Here is a 17,758-nt window from a genome sequence, read left to right on the forward strand (position 1 = left end):
TAAGGTTCGTATAATAAAGTGTAATGTAATATAAGCAATTATTATAAGGGTTAAGCATATGAATAAATTTTTAATTTCTGTTTTATCTCTGTCGATTTTTGCATCTTGTGCGTTGGATGCAGCTGTTTACAAAGGACAAAATGAGTTTGTCAAGAAATGTGTCAAATGTCATAAAGCTGGTCAAGCTTTTGTTGCCACGAAGAAAAAAAAAGAGTGGAATAGCATTATGAAAAATAAAGGTGAAAAACTTATTGAGATGCATTTGCAAAGCAAAGAGGCAGATGCAGAGCCTTCTCGTGAATATTTTGAGAGCAAAGATTTTTCAAAAACATCTAAACATCTCAAGGATTTTTTACTTGAGTATGCAAGCGACAGCGGCAACGTTCCTGCTTGTAACTAAACCATCTTCTTTTTGTAAGATAGAAATTTCTATCTTGCCACCCCATTTTATATAAAGATTGGCTAAAATACGAAACTTTTTCATATTGGAGAACTCATGGATAAAATGTGGTCAGGTCGCTTCAGTGCGAGTACTTCTTCCCTCTTAGATCAATTCAACGCTTCTATAATGTTTGATAGAAAACTTTACAAAGAGGATATTGAAGGCTCTTTGGCGCATGCAAAGATGCTTACAAAGCAGGGTATCTTGACCTCTGATGAACTTGCGCAAATTGAGCAAGGGCTTTTACAGGTAAAAGAGGAGATTGAATCAGGTGTTTTTGAGTGGAAGATATCGGATGAAGATGTTCATATGGGGATTGAGAAGCGTTTAACTGCCATTATTGGTGATGCAGGCAAAAAACTCCATACGGCAAGAAGCAGAAACGATCAGGTTGCAGTTGATTTTCGTCGCTATGTGCTTCGTAAAAACTTAGAGATTGTTGATGGGTTGAAGTTTTTGATGCGTGAGATTTACGAAGTGGCTTCAAAGCATACAACAACTATCCTTCCAGGAATGACGCATCTGCAGCATGCACAACCTATCAACTTCGCATTTCATTTGAGTGCCTATCTTTCGATGTTTAAGAGAGATATTGAGAGATTTGAGAGCTCGCATGCAAGAAATAATATCTCTCCGCTTGGATGTGCCGCACTTGCGGGAACACCGCACAAGATAGACAGAGATATGACAGCTCAGCTTTTAGGTTTTGAGAGTGCAAGTGTAAACTGCCTTGATACCGTAAGTGATAGAGATTTTGCACTTGAGATACTGTTTAATATTGCAACCATGATGATGCACATCTCACGTTTGAGTGAAGAGCTTGTTATGTGGTCTAGCTATGAGTTTAGATTTGTTGAGCTTAGTGATGAGTACTCGACCGGCTCTTCTATCATGCCGCAAAAGAAAAATCCAGATGTTCCGGAACTTTTACGTGGTAAAACAGGACGGGTTTATGGCTCTTTGATGGGGCTTCTAACCGTCATGAAAGGGCTTCCGCTTGCTTATAACAAAGATACGCAAGAGGATAAAGAGGGCGTTTTTGATGCGGTAGAGACTGCCCAAATTTCACTTGAAATCCTTAAAGAAGCGATCAAAACCATGACGGTTAAACCGCACTATATGAAAAATGCCTCTAAAATCGGTCATTTAAGTGCTACAGATTTGGCGGATTATCTAGTTCAAAAATGCGATATTCCTTTTAGAGAAGCACACTTCATCACAGGAAAAGCGGTTGCAAAGAGTGAAGAGCTTAAAATTGATTTGAGTGATATAGAACTAAAGTATCTTCAAGAGATAGATGAACGTATAAGTGCTGACGTACTGCCGTTTTTGTCGATTGAAAACTCTATGAACGCAAGAACATCTGCCGGCGGAACTTCTACGCAAAGAACAGAAGAACAGTTGGCGTATTTTAAAAACTTTTTGGAGCAATAAGCATGAAAGTGACGATATCACATTTAAATGAGATGAAGTTTGAGGCTAAAACTGAGAAGAGCAGTTTTATCATTGATTGTCCGCAGATAACACCTATCGAGTACTTTTTATCAGGCATCATCTCATGCAGTGCAACAGATGTTGTTTTGCTTCCAAAAAATCAGGGCAAAACAGTCTCTAATCTTGTTATTGAGGGTGATGCCGTGCGTAATGAAGATTTTCCAAAAAAGTTCAACACGCTTCATCTGGAGTATAGTTTTGATTCGGATGGTGATGATATGATGGCTGCTAGATGGGTTATGGCATCTTTAGAGACCTACTGTTCAACCATAAATACCATAAGAGATAGTGTCTTGATTTCATACTCTATTACACACAATGGAATAAAAATCAGAGAAAATGAGAAGATGATTTCAGGTGGTGGAAGCAAGATAGATTTAGGAGAGATAGAGAGCTGCCCGTCATAGTAGGGCATACTCTACTTTTTAAATCATCTCTTTTGGATGTGCATCGCTTAGGTGTGACCATGCAAGTTTTGCACCACCTAAGACGTGGAAATGGAGGTGCTTGACCTCCTGACCGCCATCTTCCCCTATATTTGTTATCACTCTGTATCCATTTTTGTCAAGACTTAACTCTTTTGCAACTTCTTGTATAAACGGAGTTATCCCATTCATAACTTCTCCAGAGACTTCATGAAAGCTTTCCACATGCATTTTTGGAATAACCAAAATATGAACTGGTGCTTTTGGATTGATATCATGAAATGCTAAAAAGTCCTCATTTTCTAAGATGATATTTGAGGGTATTTCACGGTTAATTATTTTACAAAACAGGCACATTCTGCATCCTTTTTTTGTTTTATTGTAACATACTAATTGACAAATGAAGCTATATATAAATTATTTTTGACTATAATCGCATAAAATTTAAGAGGGAGTTTCCCTCTAGTATGGGTGAATCTATTGAAACAGTGGTATGATGCGATACAAGAAGCGCAAAGTGTTGATAAAATCGAAGAGATTCGTATATCTGTGTTTGGTAAAAAGGGTGTTCTAGCAGCAGAATTTGCCAGAATGAAAGAAGCACCGGATGAAGAAAAATCAAAAATTGCACAAGAGTTAAATGTCCATAAAAATGCACTTATGAACGAACTTACTGCTAGAAAAATAGTGCTTCAAACATTAGAACTCCAAGAAAAGATGAGAGCTGAGGCGATAGATGTAACGATGTTTAGCATGTCTTGTGAAGCTGGCGCGCTTCATCCTGTAATGCAGACGATGGATAGGATAGTAGAGTACTTCTCGTCTATGAATTTTGCCGTTAAAACAGGAACGATGGTAGAGGACGATTTTAACAACTTTGAAGCACTCAACCTTCCAAAATACCACCCTGCGCGTGATATGCAAGACACTTTTTACTTTAAAGACGAGATGCTTCTTCGCACGCACACCTCTCCTGTTCAGATAAGAACGATGATGTCCTCAAAACCACCTATCCGCATGATAGCTCCGGGGGCTGTTTTTAGAAGAGATTATGACATAACCCACACTCCGATGTTTCATCAAGTGGAGGGACTTTTGGTTGATGAAGAGGGCAAAGTCTCTTTTGCAAATCTTAAGTTTATCTTGGAAGACTTTTTAAAGTATATGTTTGGCGATGTTCAAGTTCGTTTTCGTCCTAGCTTTTTCCCTTTTACAGAACCATCTGCTGAAGTGGATATCTCTTGCGTTTTTTGTAAAGGCGAGGGGTGTAGAGTTTGTTCAAAGACAGGATGGCTCGAAGTTTTAGGCTGCGGTATCGTTGATCCAAATGTTTTTGCCGCGGTAAAGTATGAAAATGTAAGTGGTTATGCGTTTGGTTTAGGCGTTGAGAGATTTGCTATGCTGATTCATCAGATTGGAGACCTTCGCTCACTCTTTGAGGGAGATATTAAGTTGTTGGAGCAGTTTAGATGATAGTTACAAGAAGTTGGTTAAACGAGTGGATAGACTTAAGTGCGATTTCTACAGAGCGATTGCTAAAAACACTTAACTCCATTGGACTAGAAGTTGATAGTGTAAAAACATACGAAGTTCCTCAAAAGATACTCTTTGGAAGAGTTTTAGAGTGTGAAAAACATCCCGATGCAGATAAGTTAAATGTTTGTAAAGTGGATACCGGAGATGGCGTCAAGCAGATAGTTTGCGGTGCATCAAACGTTAGAGCTGGACTTGATGTCGTTGTTGCAACTTTGGGTGCTGTTATGCCCGATGGTACACTTATCAAGCCAGTAGTGCTTCGTGGCGTCGCATCGGAGGGTATGATATGTTCTTCCAAAGAGATTGGTTTTGGTGATGTTCAAGAGGGTATTCTTGAATTAGATAGCAGCATAGGCAAATACAAAATAGGTGAAGAGCTCTGCACAAATCCTCTCTTTAGTGATTCGGTTATCGAGATAGAGTTGACTGCAAACCGTGGAGATTGCCTTAGTATAAGAGGCGTAGCAAGAGATTTGAGTGCAGCTTTTGACAAGCCGCTTCGCGAGAGAGTTTTGCGTGAAGATGAGGACAAACGAGTTGGTATAGGACGTATTTTATCGCTTTCGCATGAAAATAATTTAGACGTTGAGATTCGTTACAAAGCAGTGGATATTAAAAACTTTGTTCTGCCGCTTGTTATGAAAATGAGACTTGCTCAAATTGAAGAGAAAAAAGAGTCTGCTATTGAGTCTCTTATGGTTTATGCAACACACAGCAGTGGGGTAGTTTTAAGAGCATATGAGCATGCTTTCTTTTGTGCTGCAGGTGAGACAATGGCAAAAATATCTCTTAGCATGGATGCAAATGGCTTTGCTTCCATTAAGACAAAAGAGAAGGTGGCTTCTATTGTTGGCGTGTCACAAGAGGATATCTCAAAAGTAACTTTTAGTGAGGGACTTGTACTGATTGAGGCAACTTATATTGCACCAGACGTAATTTCCAAGAAGATGCAAGAGAAAAAAATCCCATCAGGAACCGCTTACTATAGAGCTTCAAGAGGGAGTGAACCAGAGCTAAATCAGGGATTGGATTACTGCATAGGTATGATAGACTCCCATTCAGACTCCTTGGTGTACGGCGGAACTATAGAGATAGAAGAAGCATATGACGATAAAATTATTAGTGTAAGCAAAAAAGAGATTGATGCAATTATTGGTGCAAATATCGATAAAGCAAAAATTACAAAAATACTTAAAAATCTAGGGTTTGATACAACAAAATCTCTAGCAGATAATTTTATTATTGTAGTGCCAAGATTTAGACATGATATCCTCAACAAGCAAGATATCGTTGAGGAGATTGTTCGTTTGGTGGGGATTGACAACATTGCATCTAAGCCATTTACTTTTACAGAAGCAAATAGTTTTGGCGATGACTACTTTAACTACAAAAAAAGAGAGACATACAGACACAAAGCTGCCTATAACGGCTTTTTTGAGTCTGTACATTTTGTTTTTGATGAAAAAAAAGTTTTACAACAGTATGGATTTGAGACGATTGATGCAAACAAAGAGTTGTTAAACCCAATAGTAAATACACTAGATACACTAAGAACTACGCTTCTTACAGGACTTCTCAAGGCAGCATCTAATAACAGCAAAAATGGCTACGCCTCAGTAAGACTCTTTGAAGTCGGTTCTGTTTTTGATGCACAGCGAAATGAATCTTTGAAAATGGCTCTTCTTTTATGTGGCGATAGAGAGGCTCAGAGTTTATCCAATGCAGGAAAGCCTTCAAAAGTAGATTTTGCATTTTTTGCGCAGAAACTCTCAAATATCATCGGTTCATTTGAACTTCGTGAGTTTACGACTAAGCATATACTTTCACACCCTTATCAGTGTGCTGCAATATTTGTAGATGGTGAGAGTGTGGGCGAGATGTTTCGTCTGCATCCAGATGTTGAAGAGAACTATGACTTAGATACAACCTACATGTGTGAGCTAAATTTTGAAGGGTTGCCATACGCACTCAAAACAGCAAAAACAACTTCAAGATACCAAGCCTCTTTTAGAGATTTAAGCGTGGTTATGCCCAAAAGTATGCTTTATGAAAAGATAAAAGAAGTTATTGAGACTTGTCAAATTAAAGAGCTTGTGCGTTTTTACCCAGTGGATAAGTACAGCGATGCGACGTTAGGGAATAACATGAGTCTCTCTATCCGTTTTGTGCTTCAGTCGAATGATAAAACACTTGAAGAAGAGGACATCACAAATGCAATGGACGCTGTTTTGACAGCTCTTAAGCGTGAACTTGAGGTAGGCATCAGATGAGAAGCATAAAAGTGAGCAAAGCGGAGAGATTTTCGCTCCGTACTTCCCAAATTGCACCCGATAAATCGATTTCTCACAGATGTGCAATGTTTGCCATGTTGGCGGATGGAACAAGCGAGATAGAGAACTTTTTAAGAGCGGAAGATACGCTCAACTCCCTTCAAATCGTAAAAAATCTAGGTGCAACGGTAGAAGATGACGGAGTGGTTATCAAGATAAGTTCTGAGGGCATCAAAGAGAGCAGTGAGATACTCGATTGTGGCAATTCCGGAACTGGAATGAGACTTTTTTGCGGACTTTTGAGTTCGGCAGAGGGACATTTTGTCCTAACGGGAGATGAATACCTTCGCCGTCGCCCAATGAAGCGGGTAACTGCTCCGCTTCGCGATATCGGTGCAAAGCTTGATGGCAGAAACAACGGCGATTTGGCACCGCTAAGCATTAGGGGAGCATCTCTTAGTGCATTTAAGTATGAGAGTAAAATCGCTTCGGCACAAGTCAAGAGTGCGATGATTTTGGCGGCTTTGCGAGCTGATGGAGAGTGTAGCTACAGCGAGCCGGAACTTAGCCGAGACCATACGGAGAGAATGCTTAAAGGTATGGGTGCAGAGATAGAAGTAAACGGGCTTGTAACTAAAATAAAACCGATGAAAAAACTTCTCTCACCACTAAAGATAAGAGTTCCAGCCGACCCATCAAGTGCATTTTTCTTTGGAATTGCCGCTGCAATTACTCCAAATTCTGATGTTGTTTTAGAGGGCGTTACGCTCAATCCTACACGCATTGAAGCATTTGAAGCACTCCGCAGAATGGGTGCGGATATAACTTATGAAACGACCGATAGCAAATATGAACCTATTGGCAACATACATGTCAAGTATGCTCCTCTTCGTGCTATAACGGTTGAAGATAATATCTCTTGGCTTATCGATGAACTTCCGGCACTCTCTATCGCTTTTGCGTGTGCAGAGGGCGTAAGTGTCGTAAAAAATGCAGAGGAACTTAGAGTCAAAGAGAGCGATAGAATCTCAACTGTAGTAAACGGACTTAGAGCTTGTGGGATTGAAGTAGAGGAAGTTCATGACGGCTATAGCGTACGAGGTTCTGAACTAAAAGCCGCTACCATCAACAGTCATGGAGATCACAGAATCGCTATGAGTTTTATGATAGCGGGTCTTAGATGTGGGATGGAAGTGGAAGATATCGCGTGTGTAAACACCTCTTTTCCAAACTTTTTTGAGCTTTTACAAAAAATCACAAAGGTGGAGTTTGCGTAGATGAAGATAGAGCTGGCTGAGAGTTACGGTTTTTGTTTTGGTGTTAAACGAGCCATTAAAATAGCTGAAGAGAATAGAAACTCTGCAACATACGGTCCGCTTATCCACAACTCTAAAGAGATTGAGCGTTTGGAGAAAGATTTTAATGTTGGACTCTCTGACAATCACAACAGTTTTGCTTCAGGCGATAAAGCAGTCATCAGAACGCATGGCATACCAAAAAATGAGCTTGAAGAGCTTAGAGCAAAAAAAGTGGATGTTGTGGATGCAACCTGTCCTTATGTCACAAAACCGCAGCAGATTTGTCAAGAGATGAGCGAGCAAGGGTATGAGATTATCATCTTTGGAGATGATGCCCATCCTGAGATAAAAGGGGTGAAGAGTTATGCAAAGTATGGCGCAACTGTTGTAACCGCACCAAAAGATTTGGAAGGTCTAAAACTTAAAGAGAGAATCGCGCTTGTAGCACAAACAACCAGAAGCGTTGAAGATTATTTGGAAATTGCCAACTATCTTATACCAAGATACAAAGAGGTAAGAGTTTTCAACACCATTTGTAACGCAACATTTGAAAACCAAGAAGCAGCACGAAAACTTGCTAAAAAAGCCGATGTTATGATTATTGTCGGCGGTAAAAACTCATCCAACACAAAAGAGCTTTTTAAAATCGCACTAGATAATTGTAAAGAAAGTTACCATATTGAGGACGAAAAAGAGCTTGATTTTGCTTGGTTTGATGGCAAAGAGCTTTGTGGTATCAGTGCAGGTGCTTCTACCCCTGATTGGATTATACAAAATGTTGTTAATGCAATTCAAAATAGTCTTTAGGGCTATTTTGTAAGCTTTTTTTTGCTTCTTTATTCTATCTTAGACCCTTATTTTCAAATAATTAATAAAAGTATTATTCATAATTGGATATACTCACGAAATTTTTATGTAACAGAGGATAGGTAATGGCGTTCGATAACGAATCATTTGAAGAAGAAGAAAATTTTGCAGAGATGTTTGCTGCAAGTGAAAAGCAGCAAGAAACAAGCCGCATTGTTGAGGGTGAAATTGTTGAAATCCAAGCGGATGAAAACAGAGCGTTAGTAGGTGTTGGCGATAAACTAGAGGGAATCCTTAGTTTAGATGAAATCAGCGAAAATGGCGCATTGAAGTTTAAAGTTGGTGATAAAATCAAAGTTATGGTAACAGGATACTACAATGAGCGTCCTAAGATATCATACAAAAAAGTTTTAGAACAACAAAAAACTATTGATTTCATTGACAAGTACAAAGAGAACTTCGAAGATATCGTAATCGATGGCGTAATTACTAAGAAAAACCGTGGTGGTTATGTAGTAGAAGCTGATGATGTAACATTCTTTATGCCTAAATCTTTAGCGGCTTTTAAAGAGAGCGAAGATGTTGTTGGTCGCAAAATCAAAGCACAAGTTGTAAAAATTGATGAAGAGCAAAACTCTATCGTTGTCTCTCGTCGTAAACTTTTCAACGATGAGCGTAAAAAGAAAAAAGAAGCTATCGACAAGCTTATGGAAGATGGCAACATCATCGAGGGAACTATCAAGAAAATTACAAGTTATGGTATGTTTGTTGACGTTGGTGGTGTTGACGGTTTAGTTCACTACAATGAGATAAGCTACAAAGGACCAGTAAATCCTTCAAAACTTTACAAAGAGGGTGATACTGTAATGGTAAAAGCTATCTCTTACGATAAAGACAAGAGACATCTTTCACTCTCTATCAAAGCAGTTCAGTCTGACCCTTGGGCAGAAGTTGAGAGCGAATTGGATGAGGGCGATACTATCACTGTAACTGTTTCAAATATCGAAGCATATGGTGTTTTTGTTGATTTAGGAAACGACATAGAAGGTTTCTTACACATTTCAGAAATCTCATGGGATAAAAACGTTAAAAATCCAAATGATTACCTAACAGTTGGTCAAGAGATTGATGTTGAAGTTATTGAAATCAATCCTAAAACACACAAGCTTCGTGTTTCACTAAAGAGACTTTTAGCAAAACCTTTTGATGAGTTTATGAAAAATCATAAAGAGGGTGATGTTATCAAAGGAACTGTTACTTCATTGACAGATTTTGGTGCTTTTGTTCGTATCGATGGCATTGAAGGTCTTTTACACAATCAAGATATCTCATGGGACAAAAATGTCAAGTGTAAAGATGTTTTGAAAACTGGAGACGAAGTTGAAGTGAAGATTGCAAAAATTTCTCCGGATGACCAGAAGATTTCTCTTAACAGAAAAGCACTTTTAGAGAGCCCGATTGATACATTTGCTAAAAAACATAAGCTTAAGAGCGTTGTAACGGGAACTATTCGTGATATCAAAGATTTTGGCGTTTTTGTTTCACTAGAAGATGGTGTGGATGCTCTTATCCGTGATGAAGACCTTGCACCACTCCAAAAAAGTGATTTGGCTGTAGGTCAAAAAATCGAAGCAGCAATCGCAGTTATTGATACACGCCGTGACCGTATTCGTTTATCTGTAAAGCAATTAGACTATATAAAAAATCAAGCAATGCTAGATGAAATCAACGATGATGAGTCACACTCTTTGGGTGATTTGATTAAAGATAAATTCAAGTAATAATGTGCGAAAAATTCTAAGATGGCTCACTCCTCTCATTGCAGTAGGAGTGGCTGTTTTTATCCTTTTTTTTCTCATTTCAATAAATTCAGACGAAACATCCGTAGCACTAACCCCCTTAGAGCATAAAAGTGATGTCGTTGTAGAACAACCACAACAAGTGTGGTTGAACCATTTTTCTAAAACAGAAAAATTAGGATATTTTTACCCCGTAAATGAAGTTTTAATTCAAGTTGATTTGAATGAGAAGATTGTTGTAACAAAACCAACGATTTACAAGCTCTCTGCCCCTTTAATGGATCCTTATCAGCTCTTTTGCTTAAAAGAGGAGTTAAAACGTCATAATTTAAAGTATTATCTGAAAAAAGATAAAAACTCTGCAGAGTTGCTTATTTACTCAAAAGAGAGAGAGAAGTTAAACTCTCTTGTAGAAGTGTTAAAAAATTATCAAATTTCAGCCACTGTTGGGCTGTACAAAGAGGATACATAATGCAAAAACATACTATAGTAGTTTGTGATCATATACATGAAGCTGGTTTAGAGATGCTTCGCAATGATAAAAGCATCCATTTTATCATGGCAGCGGATGAAGATAAAGAGAAACTTTTAGAAATTATTGAGCAAGCAGATGTTGCTATTACGAGAAGTTCCACTGATGTTGATGATAAATTTATTGCGCATGCAAAAAACATGAAAGCTATCGTTCGTGCTGGTGTTGGCGTGGATAATGTGGATATTCCTGGGTGCTCTAAAGAGGGCATCATCGTTATGAACGTTCCGACTGCAAACACAATCGCAGCAGTTGAACTAACAATGGCACACATGCTCTCTTGTATGAGAATGTTCCCATACTCTCATAACCACCTCAAGCATGAGAGAGTTTGGAAAAGAGAGAAGTGGTATGGGTATGAGCTAAAAGGTAAGAAACTTGGCGTTATCGGTTTTGGTAACATCGGTAGCCGTGTAGCAAAGAGAGCGCAGGCGTTTGAAATGGATATCGTGGCATACGACCCATATATCAACCCTTCCAAAGTAACAGACCTTAATATGGTCTATACGAAAAACTTTGAAGATATTTTGGCATGTGACATCATCACTATCCATACGCCAAAAAACAAAGAAACAACAAACATGATAGATAAGCACGAAATTGCAAAGATGAAAGAGGGTGTTGTTCTTATCAACTGTGCAAGAGGCGGTCTTTACAATGAAGAGGCTCTTTATGAGGGGCTAACAAACGGTAAAATCCGTTTTGCCGGTATTGATGTATTTATGAAAGAGCCGGCAACAAACCATCCGCTTTTAGACTTAGACAATGTTACAGTTTCACCTCACTTAGGCGCAAATACATATGAGTCTCAGTATAACATCGGTGTGCAGGCGGCTGAAAATGCTATCGCTGCGGCAAAAGGTATCTCTTATGCACACGCTATGAATCTTCCAATTGATGAGACAAAGATTCCTCCGTTTGTAAAGCCATTTTTAGAGATGGGACAAAAAATCGGTTTCTTGGAGTCTCAGCTTAACAAATCTCAAATCGTTGCGATAAAAGTAAGCGGACAGGGTGAGATAGCAAAATATGTTGATTCACTTGCGACATTTGTTGCAGTTGGTGCGATGAGCCAGATAAGTGACGATACTATCAACTACGTAAATGCTGACTTTGTAGCAAAAGAGAAAGGGATAAAAGTTGAGTTTGAAGCACTTCATGACTCATCTGTTTATAAAAACCTTATCACTATAAAGCTTACAACTGCTGAGGGTGGAACGACAACTATCAGTGCAACGATTTTTGATGACAATATCTTTAGAATCGTATCTATTGATGGATTTGATATCGAGGTCGCGCTTAAAGGGGATATGATTATTCTTAAAAATCAGGATGTCCCAGGTGTTATAGGCAATATCGGCACAACGTTAGCAAAATACAATGTCAATATTGCAGACTTCTCACTTGCTAGAAATGACAAAAAACAGGCACTTGCAGTTATCTTGGTTGATAACATTATCAGCGATGAAACGCTTGGTGAACTTCTTAAAATTGACGCTTGCTCAAGCGTTCAATACGCAAGACTATAACTTGGAAGTGAGGCTTTAGCCTCGTCCAAAAGTTACGGTTTTTTGCGGGGCTAAAGCCCCACCTCCATTTTACTCATCATTCAAATTGAAATGTCTCTCTAAATCTGCTTTAAAAAGAAGTATCGGAACGATAATCAAAGAGGCTATTACCGCTGCGATTGTTCCAAAGATAAGAGCAACTCCAAGCCCTCCAAAGACCGCATCACCTGCTAGAAGCGTTGAAGCGAGTATGATGGCTGCGGCAGTTAAGAAAATGGGTTTTGCACGTGTTGCTGATGCATATGCGATAGCTTGTGCTTTGTCCATGCCACTATCTCTCATGAGTGAGGCAGTAAAGTCGATAAGTAAAAGCGAATTTCTCGAACTGATACCAATAAGCGCAATAAAGCCGATAAGTGATGTAGCCGTCAAGAAAAAGGTATCTTTTGTAAACAAATCCATAATGTAATGCCCGACAATTACGCCGATAATGGATAGAAATGAGCCTAAAAGAATGATGCCACTAAGTGTATAACTCTTGTAGTAAACCACCATAAGCAAAAAGATAAGCACAAGTGCAGCGATAAAAGCGGCGCCAAGTTCGACAAAAGTATCTAGCGTTACTTCCATCTCTCCATCCCAGATAATTTCATAAATATCTTTAGAAGTTTTGTCTGTTAGTCTAAGGTTGAAAAGCCCGATTTTTTCGATGTCATACTTTTCTTTGAATGTATCAAGGATAGTATCTCTTGCGTCCATAAGAGGATAAACTTGCGAAACCATGTCGGTCTCCGCCATAACATTGGTCATTTTATGGAGGTTTTTGCTCATAATCATCGGATTTGACTTTTTAGGAACGATGGTAACGAGTTCTGTTAGCGGTGTCATCATCCCCATCTGATTCATCAGTTTAAGAGAGGATAGTTTTGCTTTGATAGTGTTTATATCTTTCGATGAGAACTTTTTGGACTCTCTGCTTAGTGAAAGAAAGATGGGAATCTGATCATTTGCAATAGCAGAGTTTTTTACCGCAATCTGCATACCCTCAAAAGCTAGATATAAAACATCGTTAAGTTGTTTGACGTTTATGCCTGATAGTGAGACTTTTGTGCTATCGACTTCTACCTCAAATGTATCGTAAATCTCATCTTGCATAATCTCCACATCTACCAAGCCTTCCGTCTTTTCAAACACGCCTTTGATGTTTTTTGCAAGCTCTCTTATGCCATCGCTGTTTTGTCCATAAACCTCGGCAACAATAGCCGCTAAAACAGGAGGACCCGCTGGAGGCTCTACAAAAGTGATGGTTGTGTTGTTAAAAAGAGCGGTACATTTTTGCTGGATGTCAGGTCTGATTCTTTGAACCATAAAGTAAGACGGCTCTTCTCTGTGATGTTTTTTTGTAAGGTTGACAACAATCTCGGCAACGTTTTCGCTGTTTTTGAAGTGTGAGCCTTTGATAAGACCCGCAAAGTCAAGCGGTGCGCCCATCCCTAAAAAAACCTCAAAATCAGTTATCTCCCTCTCTTTTTTTAGAAAATCGGCAACACACTCCGTTACTTTGTTTGTCTGCTCGATGGAACTTCCCTCAGCAAGCGTGGTATAGACGGTAAAAGTGTCGTTGTTTTTCCCCGGAAGCATCTTTGCCAAAACCATTCTGCTAGGGGCAATCATAAGTACGGAGAGTACAAAAGCGACAAAAGTTGCAAAAAGAATGAAGTTTCTTTTTTTAGGATTTTGGATTCCCTCAAAAACCGTATCTTGAAATTTTTTAAACATGTTTGTCCTCACTGTGAAACTCTGGTTTTTTTAGCATTCTTGCCGCTAAGTATGGCGTAAAGATGTAAGCAACAAAAAGCGATGCTATGAGTGCTACAGGAACGTTTGCAGGGATAGGTTTCATAAACTGTCCCATCATCTGCCCGACAAACGCCATTGGTACCATGGTCATAATAATCGCCAATGTTGCGATGTTGGTTGGCGGTCCGATTTCATCTGTAGCTTCGACCATAATGTCATCCACACTTTTATGTGCGGACTCTTTGGAGTGGTAGTGTCTGTGGATATTTTCTATAACGATGATAGCCGCATCCACAAGAAGTCCAAGCGAGAGTAAAAAGGCAAAAAGGGTGATGCGGTTGATAGTCTGCCCTGTGAGATATGCTACAAAGAGCGTGATAGCCAAGATGGCAGGAACGGTAAAGGTGACGATAAGCGACTCTCTCCATCCAAGCACCAAGATGAGCAAAATGGCGATGATAACGATGGAGAGAAGGAGGTGAAACACAAGCTCGTTAACTGCCTCGTTTGCTCGCTCGCCGTCATTTCTAGTGATAACATAGCCTATATTGTTGTTGTTTAAAAACTCTTTATAGCTCTCTAATTCGCTTTTTACTGCATCGGCAATCACGACTGCATTTGTGCCTTGAAGCTTTGAAACTGTGAGAGTAACTTGATTTTGGAGTGGCGAAAATGTGCCATTTTCCTCTTTTTTGCTGATTGTTGCTGATTTGAAGTTTTGTATATCATAAGAGGAGGTGACACTTGCGATTTGTCTTAGATAAACTGGAGAACCCATGTACTGAGCGATGATAATGTTACCGATATCTTCAGCACTCTCGATGGCATTTTTGACGCCAAGCATAATGATTTCATTCTCTTTTGTTCTGTTTTTTACGGCCGGAACACTATAAGAGAGGGACTGGACGCCTTGAACTATCTGCCCCATAGAGATGTTGTAACCAGAGAGCTTATTAAAGTCAACTTCGATGTTAAACTGCTGCTTGTTTCCGCCTTTGAGCTCTGTAACGGCGACATTTTTCAGACCATTGATATGGTGTTGTATCTCTTTTGCTCTCTCATAGAGTTCAGTTTTGCTCATATTTGCATCTTTTGAGTAAAAAGCTACAGATACTACAGGGATATCGACGTCTATATCAAGCGGTTTGATGATTGGGTTCATCGCACCTTTTGGAAACATGTCTGAGTTTTGCATGATTTTGTCATAGACTTTGAGGTTTGAGTCCTCTTTCTCTTCGCCTATGAAAAATGCGGCATTGACAACGCCGACGTTGTCCATGGACATGCTCATGATGTTTTCAACGCCTTTGACTTCTTTGAGTTTTCTCTCAAGCGGTTTGACGATAACTTTCTCAATTTCAGCGGCACTCGCCCCTGGAAGGGCAACGATAACGGTTGAACCGCTCACGACCATTTGCGGGTTCTCTTCACGAGGCATGATGTTAAGAGCGAGATAACCGATGGAGAGCAAAAAGATGCCAAGTACGATGGTAAGAGGATTTCGCAAAAATCCGGATGCCAGTTTGCCTGCTATGTCTGTGGGTTTATAGTGAATCATAGCGAAGCCTTACTCAATGACGACGGTGGCATACATGCCAGGGTAGATGGATTTGTAAACGTTTTGGAAGGAGATTTTTATCTTAAATGAGTGCGTCATCGGGTTAGAACTTGGGATGATAGCACTGATGGTTCCAACTGTTTGGATGTTTTGTGATGGGATGTTGACAACTACCTTTTTACCCTCTTTGATAAGCCCTAAGTTGTCCTCGGCGATTTCGGTAGAGATTTTGAGTGTGGAGAGGTCGGAGAGTTCAAGTGCAGGCATTCCTGGCATTGCCATCTCTCCTACGTTGATGTTCTTAGCTACGATAACGCCATCATTTGGTGCTGTGATATTGAGGTATTTGTACTGGTTTTTGACCTCTTCAAGGCGTGCCTGTGCTTGTGCAACCTGTTTTTTTGCGATGATAATCATATTTGCCAGATTTTCTTCCGCAAGCATAAGGTTTTCTACTTCAAACTTTGAAACCATATCTTTTTCAAGCAGTCTTTTGTGTCGCTCAAGGTTTAGTTTTACGTTTGTGTATTGGTTTTGATACATTTGAAGAGAGAGTTGGGCTTGAGAGATACCAAGTTCTACTTGTGTAAGCGCAGAATCAATCTCTTTAGAGTCTATGGTGTAGAGGAGTTCGCCTCTTTTGACACTGTCTCCCTCTGCAACATTTACATCCGTGACAAAGCCCATAAAACGGCTTGTAATCATCTTTTTGTTGTCACTTATAACCGTACCTGAGAGGGTTATCCCCTCAGCGGCAAGCAGCGCGCTAAGAACTACTAAAAGTGTTGCTATTTTTCTCATTTTTCTTCTCCGTTTGCTAGTTTTTCAAGTGCGAAAATACGCTCGTTTCGCTTGTTTATAGTCTGTTGTAGCTGCAGTATCTTTTGAATCTGTTCTGATTGTTTGATGATGACATCACTCATAGAGGAGAGTTTTTCCCTATATCTCGCCTCATAGTTGTTGTAAATCGCATCTGCTAAAAGAAGCTCATTTTTGAGAGACTCTATATCTTTGCCAAGGCTCTCTATCTCAGTTCTTATCTTTTGAATTTGAAGCTCGATGCCGCTGTTTGCAAGAGCGACTTGCGATTTTGTTTTCATATATTCAAGGCGAGATTTTTCAATATTTGCACCATCGATGCCACCGTTGAAGAGATTGAACGTAAGTCGTGCTCCAAGGGTGTAGGATTGGTGATCTTCGGCATGGTTTAAGAACTTATCATCCGCAGTAGCAACCTCCGCAAAAGCTCCAACCATAGGGTAGTAAGAGGATTTTGCAACATCAATCATGCTTTTTTTGACGGCAAGTCCGTTGTTCGCCTTTTGGATATCAAGGTTGTTTTGGAGTATCTCGCTGTTTGAGAGGGCTGGTGCTGTAATCTCAAGTGAAGGTGTCTGGATGGAAGTCACTTTTTGGTTGAGTAAAAAGCTAATGTAGTGGTAAAGCAACTCTTTGTTGGACTCCATCTGAGAGAGAAGTCGCTCTACATTTCCCTTTTTTGCTTGGACTTCAAGCAAATCGACTTTTTTTGCGTACCCAACTTCAATCATCTCTTTTGTCATCGTCTCTAAAGTCTCTATATTTTTCAATATGACTTTTAAATTTGTCATAGAATCATCAAGAAGCGCCATATCGTAAAAACTTTTTCTTAGCTCATAAATCTTTTCGCTCATCACTTGAGACTTCTCAAGTTTTTTGATTTTTATGACAGAATCCATAATCTCTTCATAGCTTGATATCTTAAAGCCCGTAAAGAGCGGAACTTCATACTTGAGTTTGCTTTGGAAGTAGTTTCTAGCATCTGGGTAGTTTAGGTCGTGTGGCGGAGTGACATAATCACCTTGTCCTGTCGTTGAAAAGACATCCATAAACTCTTTTGCCCCAAAATCCCCGAAATTAGCCTCACGTGAGCTAAGTTTAAATCCAAAGACATTTCCAGCATCATCAGAGTTGGCGAAATCTTGGATAAAGTCAAGTTTGCCGTAGTGGTTTCCAGAGGCAATTTTTGCATCTTGAAGCGCACTCTCTATATCGATGTTGGCGGCTTCAATCTCTAAATTTTGCGCTTTGAGCAGCTCAATACCCTTTTGGAGGTCAATCGTCTGGGATGCACTGACTCCAGATGTACCAAAAAAGAGTGTTATAGTAAAAAAAGCAGATAAATATTTCATAAGCATTTTTCTCCTTAAAATTAAGTTCAAATAATAACATATATTTTGTTTTATTATAATGATAATTTGAATTCTATGTATTTTATTATAATTTGTATAAAAAAGTCATTATCCCTTT

At 39.4% G+C, this 17,758-nt stretch carries 15 protein-coding genes; 10 read left to right on the forward strand and 5 right to left on the reverse strand.

The features are described 5' to 3' along the window. Positions 1-58: 58 nt before the first annotated feature. The 3 genes from AC6H4V_RS04875 to AC6H4V_RS04885 all read left to right on the forward strand — a co-directional run bounded on the left by AC6H4V_RS04875 (position 59) and on the right by AC6H4V_RS04885 (position 2,343). On the forward strand, positions 59-400 hold the full coding sequence (locus AC6H4V_RS04875; RefSeq protein WP_497607708.1) for a cytochrome C: 342 nt from the start codon (positions 59-61) through the stop codon (positions 398-400). A gap of 96 nt (positions 401-496) precedes the next feature. Further along, on the forward strand, positions 497-1,876 hold the full coding sequence (gene argH / locus AC6H4V_RS04880; protein ID WP_497607709.1) for an argininosuccinate lyase: 1,380 nt from the start codon (positions 497-499) through the stop codon (positions 1,874-1,876). A 2-nt stretch (positions 1,877-1,878) separates the two neighbouring features. Next, a complete protein-coding gene (locus AC6H4V_RS04885; RefSeq protein WP_428730488.1) occupies positions 1,879-2,343 on the forward strand; it encodes an OsmC family protein in 465 nt (154 codons plus the stop codon). A gap of 18 nt (positions 2,344-2,361) precedes the next feature. Here the strand turns inward: AC6H4V_RS04885 and AC6H4V_RS04890 are convergent, their stop codons facing one another. Further along, positions 2,362-2,718, reverse strand: coding sequence for a histidine triad nucleotide-binding protein (locus AC6H4V_RS04890; RefSeq protein ID WP_428730487.1), 357 nt, complete (start codon positions 2,716-2,718; stop codon positions 2,362-2,364). A gap of 123 nt (positions 2,719-2,841) precedes the next feature. Between AC6H4V_RS04890 and pheS the strand changes: the two genes are divergently transcribed. The 7 genes from pheS (at position 2,842) to serA (ending at position 12,132) form a co-directional block, all read left to right on the forward strand. Then, positions 2,842-3,834 (forward strand): phenylalanine--tRNA ligase subunit alpha, encoded by a 993-nt coding sequence (gene pheS / locus AC6H4V_RS04895; protein WP_428730486.1) that lies wholly within the window; start codon positions 2,842-2,844, stop codon positions 3,832-3,834. Further along, positions 3,831-6,167 carry a phenylalanine--tRNA ligase subunit beta gene (pheT, locus tag AC6H4V_RS04900; RefSeq protein ID WP_497607710.1) on the forward strand — a complete coding sequence of 779 codons (2,337 nt, stop codon included), beginning with the start codon at positions 3,831-3,833 and terminating at the stop codon, positions 6,165-6,167. The genes pheS and pheT overlap by 4 nt, the downstream gene beginning before the upstream one ends. Beyond that, on the forward strand, positions 6,164-7,444 hold the full coding sequence (gene aroA / locus AC6H4V_RS04905) for a 3-phosphoshikimate 1-carboxyvinyltransferase (protein ID WP_497607711.1): 1,281 nt from the start codon (positions 6,164-6,166) through the stop codon (positions 7,442-7,444). Before pheT ends, aroA begins: the two co-directional genes overlap by 4 nt. Beyond that, a complete protein-coding gene (locus AC6H4V_RS04910; protein ID WP_428730483.1) occupies positions 7,445-8,272 on the forward strand; it encodes a 4-hydroxy-3-methylbut-2-enyl diphosphate reductase in 828 nt (275 codons plus the stop codon). Positions 8,273-8,397: 125 nt separating this feature from the next. Then, on the forward strand, positions 8,398-10,053 hold the full coding sequence (locus AC6H4V_RS04915; protein WP_428730482.1) for a 30S ribosomal protein S1: 1,656 nt from the start codon (positions 8,398-8,400) through the stop codon (positions 10,051-10,053). A 4-nt stretch (positions 10,054-10,057) separates the two neighbouring features. Then, complete coding sequence (locus AC6H4V_RS04920) at positions 10,058-10,543, forward strand: hypothetical protein (RefSeq protein WP_497607712.1); 486 nt, start codon at positions 10,058-10,060, stop codon at positions 10,541-10,543. Next, complete coding sequence (serA, locus tag AC6H4V_RS04925) at positions 10,543-12,132, forward strand: phosphoglycerate dehydrogenase (protein ID WP_428730480.1); 1,590 nt, start codon at positions 10,543-10,545, stop codon at positions 12,130-12,132. The genes AC6H4V_RS04920 and serA overlap by 1 nt, the downstream gene beginning before the upstream one ends. A 69-nt stretch (positions 12,133-12,201) precedes the next feature. On the opposite strand, the gene AC6H4V_RS04930 is transcribed toward serA, so the two are convergent. Genes AC6H4V_RS04930 through AC6H4V_RS04945 form a run of 4 tightly spaced genes read right to left on the reverse strand, consistent with a single transcriptional unit; the run spans position 12,202 to position 17,640 of the window. After that, a complete protein-coding gene (locus tag AC6H4V_RS04930) occupies positions 12,202-13,890 on the reverse strand; it encodes an efflux RND transporter permease subunit (protein WP_497607713.1) in 1,689 nt (562 codons plus the stop codon). Continuing rightward, complete coding sequence (locus AC6H4V_RS04935) at positions 13,883-15,469, reverse strand: efflux RND transporter permease subunit (protein WP_497607714.1); 1,587 nt, start codon at positions 15,467-15,469, stop codon at positions 13,883-13,885. Before AC6H4V_RS04935 ends, AC6H4V_RS04930 begins: the two co-directional genes overlap by 8 nt. Before the next feature lie 9 nt (positions 15,470-15,478). Further along, the gene (locus tag AC6H4V_RS04940) at positions 15,479-16,270 is read right to left on the reverse strand and encodes an efflux RND transporter periplasmic adaptor subunit (RefSeq protein ID WP_497607715.1); all 792 of its coding nucleotides are present in this window, start codon (positions 16,268-16,270) and stop codon (positions 15,479-15,481) included. After that, the gene (locus AC6H4V_RS04945; RefSeq protein WP_497607716.1) at positions 16,267-17,640 is read right to left on the reverse strand and encodes a TolC family protein; all 1,374 of its coding nucleotides are present in this window, start codon (positions 17,638-17,640) and stop codon (positions 16,267-16,269) included. The genes AC6H4V_RS04940 and AC6H4V_RS04945 overlap by 4 nt, the downstream gene beginning before the upstream one ends. Between the last annotated feature and the right edge of the window lie 118 nt (positions 17,641-17,758).

This window comes from Sulfurimonas lacustris (assembly GCF_059705355.1).

What these genes read in the sequence shown, in the direction of transcription:
- AC6H4V_RS04875 (WP_497607708.1), top strand. Translation starts at nt 59, where the DNA reads ATGAATAAATTTTTAATTTCTGTTTTATCTCTGTCGATTTTTGCATCT.
- argH (WP_497607709.1), top strand. Translation starts at nt 497, where the DNA reads ATGGATAAAATGTGGTCAGGTCGCTTCAGTGCGAGTACTTCTTCCCTC.
- AC6H4V_RS04885 (WP_428730488.1), top strand. Translation starts at nt 1,879, where the DNA reads ATGAAAGTGACGATATCACATTTAAATGAGATGAAGTTTGAGGCTAAA.
- AC6H4V_RS04890 (WP_428730487.1), bottom strand. Translation starts at nt 2,718, where the DNA reads ATGTGCCTGTTTTGTAAAATAATTAACCGTGAAATACCCTCAAATATC.
- pheT (WP_497607710.1), top strand. Translation starts at nt 3,831, where the DNA reads ATGATAGTTACAAGAAGTTGGTTAAACGAGTGGATAGACTTAAGTGCG.
- aroA (WP_497607711.1), top strand. Translation starts at nt 6,164, where the DNA reads ATGAGAAGCATAAAAGTGAGCAAAGCGGAGAGATTTTCGCTCCGTACT.
- AC6H4V_RS04910 (WP_428730483.1), top strand. Translation starts at nt 7,445, where the DNA reads ATGAAGATAGAGCTGGCTGAGAGTTACGGTTTTTGTTTTGGTGTTAAA.
- AC6H4V_RS04915 (WP_428730482.1), top strand. Translation starts at nt 8,398, where the DNA reads ATGGCGTTCGATAACGAATCATTTGAAGAAGAAGAAAATTTTGCAGAG.
- serA (WP_428730480.1), top strand. Translation starts at nt 10,543, where the DNA reads ATGCAAAAACATACTATAGTAGTTTGTGATCATATACATGAAGCTGGT.
- AC6H4V_RS04930 (WP_497607713.1), bottom strand. Translation starts at nt 13,890, where the DNA reads ATGTTTAAAAAATTTCAAGATACGGTTTTTGAGGGAATCCAAAATCCT.
- AC6H4V_RS04935 (WP_497607714.1), bottom strand. Translation starts at nt 15,469, where the DNA reads ATGATTCACTATAAACCCACAGACATAGCAGGCAAACTGGCATCCGGA.
- AC6H4V_RS04940 (WP_497607715.1), bottom strand. Translation starts at nt 16,270, where the DNA reads ATGAGAAAAATAGCAACACTTTTAGTAGTTCTTAGCGCGCTGCTTGCC.
- AC6H4V_RS04945 (WP_497607716.1), bottom strand. Translation starts at nt 17,640, where the DNA reads ATGAAATATTTATCTGCTTTTTTTACTATAACACTCTTTTTTGGTACA.